The 11,678-nt window shown below is 69.2% G+C and carries 11 protein-coding genes; 9 read left to right on the top strand and 2 right to left on the bottom strand.

What is annotated here, in order from left to right:
• The first annotated feature begins 99 nt into the window (after positions 1–99).
• Positions 100–591: a pyridoxamine 5'-phosphate oxidase family protein gene (locus ACLML9_RS08135; RefSeq protein WP_411944915.1), complete on the top strand. Its 492-nt coding sequence runs from the start codon at positions 100–102 to the stop codon at positions 589–591.
• A gap of 95 nt (positions 592–686) precedes the next feature.
• On the opposite strand, the gene ACLML9_RS08130 is transcribed toward ACLML9_RS08135, so the two are convergent.
• On the bottom strand, positions 687–1,505 hold the full coding sequence (locus tag ACLML9_RS08130; RefSeq protein WP_411944933.1) for a crotonase/enoyl-CoA hydratase family protein: 819 nt from the start codon (positions 1,503–1,505) through the stop codon (positions 687–689).
• Positions 1,506–2,115: 610 nt separating this feature from the next.
• Between ACLML9_RS08130 and argC the strand changes: the two genes are divergently transcribed.
• The 6 genes from argC to ACLML9_RS08100 are packed head-to-tail and all read left to right on the top strand — an operon-like array spanning position 2,116 to position 7,951.
• A complete protein-coding gene (gene argC / locus ACLML9_RS08125) occupies positions 2,116–3,168 on the top strand; it encodes an N-acetyl-gamma-glutamyl-phosphate reductase (RefSeq protein ID WP_411944932.1) in 1,053 nt (350 codons plus the stop codon).
• Positions 3,165–4,376, top strand: a complete 1,212-nt coding sequence (gene argJ, locus ACLML9_RS08120; RefSeq protein WP_411944914.1) for a bifunctional glutamate N-acetyltransferase/amino-acid acetyltransferase ArgJ — start codon at positions 3,165–3,167, stop codon at positions 4,374–4,376. Before argC ends, argJ begins: the two co-directional genes overlap by 4 nt.
• On the top strand, positions 4,373–5,287 hold the full coding sequence (gene argB / locus ACLML9_RS08115; RefSeq protein WP_411944913.1) for an acetylglutamate kinase: 915 nt from the start codon (positions 4,373–4,375) through the stop codon (positions 5,285–5,287). The genes argJ and argB overlap by 4 nt, the downstream gene beginning before the upstream one ends.
• Positions 5,284–6,483 carry an acetylornithine transaminase gene (locus ACLML9_RS08110; protein WP_063131432.1) on the top strand — a complete coding sequence of 400 codons (1,200 nt, stop codon included), beginning with the start codon at positions 5,284–5,286 and terminating at the stop codon, positions 6,481–6,483. The genes argB and ACLML9_RS08110 overlap by 4 nt, the downstream gene beginning before the upstream one ends.
• A complete protein-coding gene (gene argF, locus ACLML9_RS08105) occupies positions 6,480–7,445 on the top strand; it encodes an ornithine carbamoyltransferase (RefSeq protein ID WP_411944912.1) in 966 nt (321 codons plus the stop codon). The genes ACLML9_RS08110 and argF overlap by 4 nt, the downstream gene beginning before the upstream one ends.
• Entirely contained in the window at positions 7,442–7,951 is a 510-nt protein-coding gene (locus tag ACLML9_RS08100) for an arginine repressor (RefSeq protein ID WP_411944911.1), read from the top strand. The genes argF and ACLML9_RS08100 overlap by 4 nt, the downstream gene beginning before the upstream one ends.
• A 150-nt stretch (positions 7,952–8,101) precedes the next feature.
• Here ACLML9_RS08100 and ACLML9_RS08095 read toward each other — a convergent pair whose 3' ends face one another.
• A complete protein-coding gene (locus ACLML9_RS08095) occupies positions 8,102–8,248 on the bottom strand; it encodes a hypothetical protein (protein ID WP_411944910.1) in 147 nt (48 codons plus the stop codon).
• Positions 8,249–8,541: 293 nt separating this feature from the next.
• Here ACLML9_RS08095 and ACLML9_RS08090 point away from each other — a divergent pair, with 293 nt between their 5' ends.
• Complete coding sequence (locus tag ACLML9_RS08090; RefSeq protein WP_411944909.1) at positions 8,542–9,744, top strand: argininosuccinate synthase; 1,203 nt, start codon at positions 8,542–8,544, stop codon at positions 9,742–9,744.
• A gap of 44 nt (positions 9,745–9,788) precedes the next feature.
• Positions 9,789–11,198: an argininosuccinate lyase gene (gene argH / locus ACLML9_RS08085; protein ID WP_411944908.1), complete on the top strand. Its 1,410-nt coding sequence runs from the start codon at positions 9,789–9,791 to the stop codon at positions 11,196–11,198.
• Positions 11,199–11,678: the final 480 nt, after the last annotated feature.

The following is an 11,678-nucleotide window of genomic DNA, read 5'->3' as shown; positions in this document are numbered from 1 at the left end:
CGCGCGGGCCGGCGGCACGGGGACCGGTGCGGGCGCTGTGTGTCTCGGATCGGGCTCGGTGTCACCCGCGGCGGCGCCGGCCGTCGTACCGTCGGCTGTATGACGACCTGGAGTGAATTCACCGCCGAGGCGCCACGGATCAGCGAGATCTTCCGTCGTCGCCACGCCGCGACCAGCAATCTGTGCATGCTCGCCACCCTGCGTTCGGACGGATACCCCCGGATCAGTCCGGTGGAGCCGCTCATCTTCGAGGAGAAACTGGTGATCGTCGGGATGCCGGGCACCACCAAATTCCGGGATCTCGCGCGCGATCCGCGTTTCTGCCTGCACACCGCGACCGAGGACACGATGGTGTCCGACGGGGATGCGAAACTGTTCGGTCTGGTGATCGATGATCCGGATACCGCCTTGCACGCGCGTTTCGCCGAGTACCTGTACGAGGACAGCGGGCTGGATCTGCGGAACCAGCCGTTCGAGCACTTCTTCGTGGCCGACCTGACCTCGGCGTCGTCGGTCGAGGTCGGCGACGACCTGCTGCGGGTCACCATCTGGAAACCGGGCGAGGGCGAGCGTGTGGTGGAGAAGCAATAGACCCGGGGTGCGGGTTCCCGGGTCGCCGCGGGGTCACGGTACGCCCGCCGGCCGCAGCGCGGCCGTGGTCGTGGCCGCCGAGCCCGGGCCGGTCGTCACTGCCCGGTGAAACGGGGCGTGCGCCGCTCCAGCATGGCGGCGACGGCTTCGTCGTGATCGGCGGTGTGGTGGGTGAGGGCCTGCATCGCGGCGGAGAGTTCCAGCAGTGTTTCCAGGCTCTGCTGTTGGCCCTCGCGCAACAGGCGTTTGGTCATCCGCAGCGCGTGCGGTGGATTGGCCGCGATCTCGGCGGCGAGCCGGTGGGCGGTGTCGAGCAGCCGATCGGGTTCGACGACCTCGTTGACCATTCCCCAGTCGAGTGCGGTGGCGGCGTCGATGGCGGCGCCCGTGAACGCCAGCTGGCTGGCGCGGGCCATCCCCACCGCCCGCGGCAGCAGCCAGGCCCCGCCGTCCCCGGGGATGAGGCCCAGGCGGACGAAACTCTCCGCGAAGGTGGCGGTGGTCGCGGCGATCCGCATATCGCACATGAGGGCGAGATCGCAGCCGGCGCCGATCGCCGGGCCGTTCACCGCGGCGATGGTGGGGATCTCGCAGTGGTACAGCGCCTTGGGGATGCGCTGGATACCGTGCCGGTAGCCTTGGCGCAGGTCGGCCGGGGCGCCGCCGAACATTCCGGCCTTGTCCCGCATGTGCTTGACATTGCCGCCGGCGCTGAATGCCGTACCCGCTCCGGTGAGGATGGCCACCCGGAGGGAATGGTCGCGGTCGGCGGCCCGGACGGCGTTCTCGAGGGCTTCGATCGTCGCCTCGTCGGAGATCGGATTGCGCTGCTCGGGATTGTCGATGGTCCAGACGACGACGTCGCCGGTGCGCTCCACGCGCACGGGTGCGGTCACGGTAACTCCTCGGGCCATGGTGCTGCGGTCATCGGCAACAATGCCCGATCGGTTCGGGCGGGGCGAGTGCGAGGTGCGGTTCGGCTCGGCGGCCCGGGTCTCCGCGGCTTCTCGTGTGGGTGCGGTGCCGGGAGGTGCCGCGACCGGCCCGTTCCGGTGGTTGCGCTCGTGCGCCAGCCGCGCGGTGAGGCCGACGAGGGTGCGGGTGCGTGCCTCGAGCCGTGCGAGTGAGGTGCCGAGTTCGCTGTCCGGGACCATGGTGAGGTCGCAGGAGAGCAGTGCGTCGACGGCGCGCTCCAGGGCGCCGAGCCGGTCTCGAAGCCTGCCATTCGAACGCATGTTCTAAATGCTAGCCGATGTGGTGAGGGCGTCGGTGGGTAGGGAAGTGGGGGTCTCTCGGCGAGTGTCGGCGGGTCGCCGAGCACGCCGGCGTTCTCGATGTTCGGCCGGGTTCCGGGGCAGGTGTGCCTGATGCGCCCCTCGCGAGATTCGAGCGCAAAGGCCCGTGATCGCCGGTCCGGCGGGTGCGGCGAATGTCATCCGGCCGCCGACGAGAGGCGTACGGGGACCGGTTTGTGAATGAGCTTGCATGGTCGTGCATAATCATGACATGGCTGATCTCACGGATATGCCCGACCGGAACGGACCCCTGCGCGTGGCCGTCGCCGGTGCCAGTGGTTACGCGGGCGGGGAAGTGCTGCGTCTGCTGCTGGGGCATCCGGAGTACCGAGCCGGGCGCCTCGAGATCGGGGCGCTGACCGCCGGTAACAACGCGGGCACCGCCCTCGGCGCCCTGCAGCCGCAGCTGCTGCCGCTGGCGGACCGAATCCTCGCCCCGACCACGGCCGCCGAACTGGCCGGCCACGACATCGTATTCCTCGGTCTGCCGCACGGACAGTCGGCGGCACTGGCGGCCGACCTACCGGAATCCACGGTGATCATCGACTGCGGCGCCGACTTCCGGCTCACCGACCCGGCCGCCTGGGACCGCTACTACGGCGGACCCCACGCGGGGAGCTGGCCGTACGGCCTGCCGGAACTGCCCGGGGCGCGGGAGTCGTTGCGGGGCGCCACCCGTATCGCGGTCCCCGGCTGCTACCCGACGGTCAGCAGCCTGGCGCTGGCTCCCGCGGTCGCCGCGGGCATCGTCGAGCCGACGGTGCACGTCGTCGCCGTCAGCGGCACCTCCGGGGCCGGCCGCAAACTCGATGTCGGCCTGCTCGGGTCCGAGGTCATGGGGTCCGCACGGGCCTACGGCGTGGCCGGTGCGCACCGGCACACCCCGGAGATCACGCAGAACCTGTCGGCGGTCGCCGGTGCGCCGGTCCGGGTGTCGTTCACCCCCGTGCTCGCGCCCATGCCGCGCGGCATTCTCGCCACCTGCACCGCGCCGGTGCGGGTGGACGCGGCCGAGGCACGCGCCGTCTACGAGAAGGCCTACGCCGACGAGCCCTTCGTGCATCTGCTGCCCGAGGGCGTGCTGCCCCAGACCGGGTCGGTACTGGGCGCCAACTCCGTCACGCTGCAGGTCGCCGTCGACACCGACGCGGGTCTGCTCGTGGTGATCGGTGCGATCGACAATCTGACCAAGGGCACCGCCGGCGGCGCGGTGCAGTCCATGAATCTTGCGCTCGGCTTCGACGAAACCGCCGGGCTGTCCACCGTAGGAGTGGCCCCGTGACCACCGACCAGAACGGAAACCTCGTGCACAACCAGGGCGTCACCGCACCGCTGGGCTTCCGGGCCGCCGGGATCGCCGCGGGTATCAAGGCCAAGGGCGGCCCCGATCTCGCGCTCGTCTTCAACGAGGGCCCCGACTACGCGGCGGCCGGTGTGTTCACCACCAACAAGGTCAAAGCCGCACCGGTGCTGTGGTCACAGCAGGTCCTGAAGGCCGGCCGGCTGCGCGCGGTGATCCTGAACTCCGGCGGGGCCAACGCCTGCACCGGACCCGAGGGCTTCCAGGACGCCCATCGCACCGCCGAGGAACTCGCCGCGGCGCTGAGCAACTGGGGCACCGAAACCGGGGCGGGAGAGATCGCGGTGTGCTCCACCGGCCTCATCGGCGACCGGCTGCCGATGGACAAACTGCTCCCCGCGGTGACCGAGATCGTGCACGAGATGGGCGGCGGGATGTCCGGCGGTACCGATGCCGCGCACGCCATCATGACCACCGACACCGTGCCGAAAGAAGCATCCCTGCACCATCCGGACAAGTGGAATGTCGGCGGGATGGCCAAGGGCGCGGGCATGCTGGCCCCCGGCCTGGCGACCATGCTGGTCGTGCTGACCACCGATGCCGTGGCGAGTGCCGAACAACTCGACACCGCGCTACGGCGGGCCACCCGGCTCACCTTCGACCGTCTCGACGTGGACGGCGCGATGTCCACCAACGATACGGTCCTGCTGCTGGCCAACGGCGCCAGTGAGGTCACGCCCACCCAGGACGAACTGGATACGGCCGTGCTCGCGGTCTGCGACGATCTGGCCGGTCAGCTGATGGCCGACGCCGAAGGCGTCACCAAGCGGGTGCTGGTCACGGTCGAAGGCGCGCGCAGTGAGGACGACGCACTCGTCGCGGCCCGGATCATCGCCCGGGACAGCCTGGTCAAAACCGCCATGTTCGGCTCCGACCCGAACTGGGGGCGGGTGCTGGCCGCGGTGGGCACCGCGCCCATCGAGCTCGACCCCGACCTGATCTCGGTGTCGTTCAACGGCTTCCCGGTCTGCATCGACGGCACGGGCGCGCCCGGCGCGCGCGAGGTCGATCTGTCCGGCGCCGATATCCATGTGGTCGTCGACCTGCGCCTCGGTGACGGCACCGCCACGGTCCGCACCACCGACCTGTCCCACGGCTACGTCGAAGAGAATTCGGCCTACAGCTCATGACCGACGCGCTGCACGAACTGTCCGCGCTGGACAAAGCCCATATCCTCGCCGGAGCACTGCCCTGGCTGCAGAAATTCCGCGACAAGATCGTGGTCGTGAAATACGGCGGCAACGCCATGATCGACGACGGCCTCAAACGCGCCTTCGCCGCCGATATGGCATTCCTGCGCACCGTCGGCGTGCACCCGGTAGTCGTGCACGGGGGCGGGCCGCAGATCTCGGCCATGCTGAAACGCCTCGGCCTCACCGGGGAGTTCCGGGGCGGATTCCGGGTCACCACGCCCGAGGTGATGGATGTGGTGCGGATGGTGCTGTTCGGCCAGGTCGGCCGGGAGCTGGTCGGGCTGATCAACGCGCACGGGCCCTATGCCGTCGGGATTTCCGGTGAGGATGCCCGGCTGTTCACCGCCACCCGCCGCACGGTTGTCGTGGACGGGGAGGCCACCGATATCGGACTGGTCGGCGATGTGACCGATGTGCATCCGGATTCGGTGCTCGACCTCATCCGCGCGGGCCGGATCCCGGTGGTGTCCACCATCGCCCCCGACGCCGACGGTGTGGTGCACAACATCAACGCCGATACCGCGGCCGCCGCACTGGCCGAAGGGATCGGCGCCGAGAAACTGGTGGTGCTCACCGACGTCGAGGGCCTGTACACGAATTGGCCCGACCGTTCCTCGCTGACCAGCGTGATCGACACCGACGCGCTGGCCGACCTGCTGCCGTCCCTGGACGCGGGGATGGTCCCCAAAATGGAGGCGTGTCTGCGCGCGGTCCGCAGTGGCGTATCGGGCGCACACGTCATCGACGGTCGCGTACCCCATTCGGTACTGCTGGAGCTTTTCACCGGGGAGGGAATCGGGACCATGGTCACACCGCCGGCGAACGAGGAAAACGGAGTCAGAGCATGAACACTGCGGAACTGCGGCAACGCTGGTCGAACGTGATGATGCGCAACTACCCCACTCCGGAGGTTGTGCTGACCCGGGGGACCGGCGCGGTGGTGTACGACGCGGACGGCAACCGCTACGTCGATTTCGTGGGCGGGATCGCGGTCAACAGCCTCGGTCACGCACATCAGGCCATCCTGAACGCGGTGATGGACCAGCTCGGCACGCTCGGCCACGTCTCGAACCTGTACGGCAGCGAACCGGTGATCGAGCTCGCCGAGCGGCTGCTCGGGCATTTCGGTGACGGCGACGGTCGCGCATTCTTCTGCAACTCCGGCACCGAGGCCAACGAGGCGGCCTTCAAACTGGCCCGGCTCACCGGTCGCCGCAAGATCATCGCCTGTGACGAGGCGTTCCACGGCCGCACCATGGGCGCGCTCGCACTCACCGGTCAGCCGTCCAAACGCGCGCCGTTCGAACCCATGCCGCCCGGAGTGGTGCACATCCCCTACGGCGACGCGCGGATCCTGGAGCGCGCGGTCGACGCCGATACGGCCGCCGTCTTCCTCGAGCCGATGCTCGGCGAGAGCGGTGTGGTGGTACCGCCGATGGACTATCTGGTGCGGGCCCGGGAAATCACCGCGCGGGCCGGGGCGCTGCTGATCCTGGACGAGGTGCAGACCGGTATCGGCCGCACCGGCAAGATGTTCGCGCACCAGTCGTTCGGTATCACCCCCGATGTCATCACCCTCGCCAAGGGGCTGGGCGCCGGTCTGCCGATCGGGGCGGTGCTGGCCACCGGGCCGGCGGCCGAACTGTTCACGCCCGGTATGCACGGCACCACCTTCGGCGGCAATCCCGTCTGCGCGGCCGCGGCCCTGGCCGTGCTGCGCACGCTCGAGGACGACGGGCTGCTCGAACACGTGGAATCGGTGGGTAAGCGGCTCAGCGACGGGATCGCGGTGCTCGAGCATCCGCTGATCGCCGATGTGCGCGGCGCCGGATTGCTGATCGGGATCGGGCTGACCGCACCGGTGGCGCCCCGGGTCGAGGCCCACGCGCGGGCCGCCGGATATCTGGTGAACCCGGCCAAACCCGATGTGATCCGGTTGGCGCCGCCGCTGGTGCTCACCGAAACCCAGGCCGACAATCTCGTGCTGGATCTGCCCGGAATCCTCGACGAGGTGCTGGCCGAAACGAAAGGACCGCGCGGATGACCGCCTCCCGACAACCGGCCACCGCTGTCCGCCATTTTCTGCGTGACGACGATCTGACACCCGCCGAGCAGGCCGAGGTGCTGGCTTTGGCCGCCGAACTGAAGAAAAGCCCGTTCGCGCACCGTCCGCTGGAAGGCCCGCGCGGTGTCGGGGTGATCTTCGACAAGAACTCCACTCGCACCCGGTTCTCCTTCGAGCTGGGTATCGCCCAGCTCGGCGGGCACGCGATCGTGGTGGACGGCCGGACCACCCAGCTGGGGCGCGACGAAACGCTGGCCGATACCGGGCGGGTCCTGTCGCGTTATGTCGAGGCCGTCGTCTGGCGGACCTTCGGCCAGCAGCGGCTGGCGGAGATGGCGTCCACCGCCACGGTTCCGGTGGTCAACGCGCTGTCCGACGAATTCCATCCCTGCCAGGTACTGGCCGATCTGCTCACCATCACCGAGCACAAGGGTGGGCTGCGCGGGCTGCGGCTGGCCTATTTCGGTGACGGCGCCAACAATATGTCCCATTCGCTGCTGCTGGGCGGGGCCACCGCCGGACTGCATGTCCGGATCGCCGCGCCGGCGGGATTCCTCCCGGCGCCCGCGGTGATCGCAGCCGCCGAGGCCCGCGCCGCCGAAACCGGCGGCAGCATCGTCGTCACCGAGGATCCGCTGGTCGCGGCCGGCGGCGCCGATGTACTGGTCACCGACACCTGGACCTCCATGGGCCAGGAGAGCGACGGTCTGGACCGGGTCGGTCCGTTCCGGCCGTACCAGTTGAACACCGAGTTGCTGGCCCGGGCCGGTGCCGACGCCATCGTGCTGCACTGCCTGCCCGCGCATCGCGGCGAGGAGATCACCGACGAGGTACTCGACGGGCCGCAGAGCGTGGTCTGGGACGAGGCGGAGAACCGGCTGCACGCGCAGAAGGCGCTGCTGGTGTGGCTGCTGGCACGCGAGGACGCCCGACGACGATGAGCGAGACCCGGATACATTCGGCGGGATCGGTCACCGCCGCCACCCGCGCCGGCCGGCAGTCGCGGATCCTCGCGCTGTTGGCCGCGCATCCGGTGCGCAGTCAGACCGAACTCGCCACCCTGCTCGCCGCGGAGGGGATCGAGACCACCCAGGCGACGCTGTCGCGCGATCTGGACGAACTGGGCGCGGTGAAACTCCGGGCCGCCGACGGCGGCGCCGGCGTATACGTGGTGCCGGAGGACGGCAGCCCGGTACGGGGGGTCACCGGTGGCACGGGGCGATTGGCCAAACTGCTCGGTGATCTGCTGGTCTCCACCGATTCCAGCGGCAACATCGCGGTCCTGCGCACCCCGCCGGGCGCCGCGCATTTCCTGGCCAGCGCCCTGGACCGGGCTTCGCTGCCCTATATCGTCGGCACGATCGCGGGAGACGACACCATCGCGGTGATCGCGCGCGAGCCCCTCACCGGCGCCGAACTGGCCGCGAAGATCGAGAACCTCGCCTGACCTGCGGGCGGGTCGCTTGTTGAAGAGAGAAGGGCATCCTGGATGGAACCAGGGGCACCATTGGGGCCTTGCCCGCCGCTGACCGGTTCCGGCGCGACGGACAGCCGACGGCGCCCCGGCCTGTGCGGGGATGATTCGGGTCGCCGCAGCTCAGTGATTGTTCACCAGGTCCTGCAGGAACGGTGTGGCCATCTCGATACCGGATTTGCCGAGGGCCAGGGCGGCGTTGCCGAGGGTGACGACGTAGTAACCGATCGTCTCGTAATTGTCCTGCGCCCACTGCTGCAACATCTGCACGGTTCGTCCTCCTCTGTCTGTCGAGTGCGGATCGGTGTGATCAGCGTCTCATAAGGCAGGTGGGCGGGGAAGGGCCGAATGCCGGTCGGGTCCGATCGTGGGCTCGATATAGCGCCAGGTAGGGGGCATTGCCACCCCGATTATGAATGAGATTGCACCATCGTGCATAATCATTTGTAGCGGCGGCGCGAGCCGATCCGGCAACGGGACAGCATACTGCTGGGAAGACGGCGGGCCGCGCACGCAGAACCATCAGTCCGCACCACCGAACATCATCCGAGGAGCACCAGAACATGTCCGATCGCGTCGTACTCGCCTACTCCGGTGGGCTGGACACCTCCGTGGCCATCAGCTGGATCGGCAAGGAGACCGGCGCCGAGGTCGTGGCGGTGGCCATCGACCTGGGGCAGGGCGGCGAGGATATGAACGTGGTGCGTCAGCGCGCGCTGGACTGCGGCGCCGTCGAAGCGGTCGTCGTGGACGCCCGCGACGAGTTCGCCGACGAGTACTGCCTGCCGACCATCCAGGCCAACGCGCTCTACCAGGGTGAATACCCGCTGGTGTCGGCCATCAGCCGTCCGCTCATCGTCAAGCATCTGGTGGAGGCCGCCAAGTTCCACGGCGCGGACACCGTGGCGCACGGCTGCACCGGTAAGGGCAACGATCAGGTCCGCTTCGAGGTCGGGATCGGCGCCCTGGCTCCCGACCTGAACGTGATCGCCCCGGTCCGCGACTACGCCTGGACCCGGGAGAAGGCCATCGCCTTCGCCGAGGAGAACAAGCTCCCGATCAATGTCACCAAGAAGTCGCCGTTCTCCATCGACCAGAACGTCTGGGGCCGCGCGGTCGAGACCGGGTTCCTCGAGGACCTCTGGAACGCGCCCACCAAGGACGTCTACGACTACACCATCGATCCGACCGTCAACTTCGAGGCGCCCGACGAGCTCATCGTCACCTTCGAACGCGGCATTCCGGTCGCCATCGACGGCCGCCAGGTCAGCGTGCTCGAGGCGATCACCGAACTGAACAGCCGCGCGGGCCGGCAGGGTGTGGGCCGGCTCGATATGGTCGAGGATCGGCTCGTCGGTATCAAGAGCCGTGAGATCTACGAGGCCCCTGGCGCCCTCGCGCTGATCACCGCGCACCGCGCGCTCGAGAACGTGACCCTGGAGCGGGAGCTCGGCCGCTACAAGCGGCAGGTCGAGCAGCGCTGGGGCGAGCTGGCCTACGACGGCCTGTGGTTCTCGCCGCTGAAGCGGGCGCTGGACGCCTTCGTCGCGGAGACCCAGCAGCATGTGTCCGGTGATATCCGGATGGTGCTGCACGCCGGGAACGTCGTGGTCAACGGCCGGCGCAGTGACCAGTCGCTCTACGATTTCAACCTGGCCACCTACGACGAGGGCGACAGCTTCGACCAGTCGCTGGCCAAGGGTTTCGTGCAGATCCACGGCCTGTCCTCCAAGGTCGCGGCCAAGCGGGATCTGAACCAGAAGTAACGCACAGCGCAGCCGGTACGGCCGACCGAGACGTGGGAGAAGTAGTGGGCACCAACGAGGGCGCGTTATGGGGTGGGCGGTTCGCCTCCGGTCCCGCCGAGGCGATGGCGGCGCTGAGTAAATCGACCCAGTTCGACTGGGCGCTGGCGCCCTACGATATCCGCGCCTCCAAGGCGCACGCCCGAGTGCTGAACAAGGCCGGGCTGCTGTCGGAGGCCGATCTGAGCGGCATGCTCGCCGGCCTGGACCGGCTGGCCGCCGATGTCGCATCCGGCGCCTTCGCGCCCGCGGAATCGGATGAGGACGTGCACGGCGCGCTCGAGCGCGGACTCATCGACCGGGTCGGCCCGGAGCTCGGCGGGCGGTTGCGCGCCGGACGTTCCCGCAACGACCAGGTCGCCACGCTGTTCCGGATGTGGCTGCGGGACGCGGTGCGGCGTATCGCGGCCGGACTGGTGACAGTGGTGGACGCCCTCGCCGACCAGGCCGCGGCGCATCCGGACGCGGTGATGCCGGGCAAAACCCATCTGCAGGCGGCGCAGCCGGTATTGCTGGCCCACCATCTGCTCGCCCACGCGCATCCGCTGCTGCGCGATATCGACCGGCTGCGTGATTTCGACAAGCGGGCCGCGGTCTCGCCGTACGGGTCCGGTGCGCTCGCCGGGTCCTCGCTCGGCCTCGATCCGGAGGCCATCGCGGCCGAACTCGATTTCACCGCCGCGGCCGCCAATTCCATCGATGCCACCTCGGCCCGGGATTTCGCGGCCGAGGCCGCCTTCGTCCTCGCGATGATCGGGGTCGACCTCAGCCGGATGGCCGAGGAGATCATTCTGTGGAGTACGCCGGAATTCGGCTACATCACCCTCGCCGACGCCTGGTCGACCGGTTCGTCGATCATGCCGCAGAAAAAGAACCCGGACGTCTCGGAACTCACTCGCGGAAAAGCGGGCCGGTTGATCGGCAACCTCACCGGGCTCCTGGCCACCCTGAAGGCTCAGCCGCTGGCCTACAACCGGGATCTGCAGGAGGACAAGGAACCGCTGTTCGACTCAGTGGCCCAGCTGGAACTGCTGCTGCCGGCCATCGCCGGCCTGGTCTCCACGCTCACCTTCCACACCGGCCGGATGGCCGAGCTGGCGCCCGCCGGTTTCACCCTGGCGACCGATATCGCCGAGTGGATGGTGCGGCACGGGGTGCCGTTCCGGGTCGCGCACGAAGCGGCCGGCGCGTGTGTCCGGACCGCCGAGGCGCGAGGGGTCGGCCTGGACGAGCTGACCGATGAAGAGTTCGCGGCGATCGATCCGGCGCTCACCCCGCAGGTACGCGAGGTACTGACGGTGGCCGGCTCCGTCGCGTCGCGTAATGCCCGCGGTGGCACGGCGGGGGAGCGGGTCGCCGAACAGCTCGGCGAGATCCGCGCGGCCGCCGAGCAGATCCGGAGCTGGCTGGACTGATCCGGCGTCCGGGGGCCCGGCCCCGGCACACCGGCCGGTGCGGAAACGACTGTCCCGGTACGCGCCTGCCGGCGACGCGGCCGCCGTTGTCGGTCTCGTGACCGCTCCGCGATGCGTCGGGCGAAGCCATCCTCGCGGCTCGCGGCTCGCGGCTCGCGGCTCGCGGCTCGCGGCTCGCGGCTCGCGGCTCGCGGCTCGCGGCTCGCGGCTCGCGGCTCGCGGCTCGCGGCGAAAGATGTAATTACTTGGATATGCGCATCTGACTATGGGATTCCGAACCGGGCACGACCACCTGGAACTCCCGGCCGAAATGCTGGGCGATGAGCGAGCGCCACATCGGGTGCGGCTATCCGGCCGGCCGCATACCCGACAACCTCCCGGCCACCGATGAGACGGCGTGAAGGGGACCGAGTAACGGCCGGTCACTGTCGGCCGATGAAGCCGGCATGGAATTCATACTGGTCGCACTCGCGGTGGCTT

The organism is Nocardia sp. NPDC002869, from assembly GCF_046764065.1.
In the GTDB taxonomy this organism is placed as follows: domain Bacteria; phylum Actinomycetota; class Actinomycetes; order Mycobacteriales; family Mycobacteriaceae; genus Nocardia; species Nocardia rhamnosiphila.
Note: the sequence above shows the minus strand (reverse complement) of the source record. Positions and strands in the feature narration are given on the sequence as shown.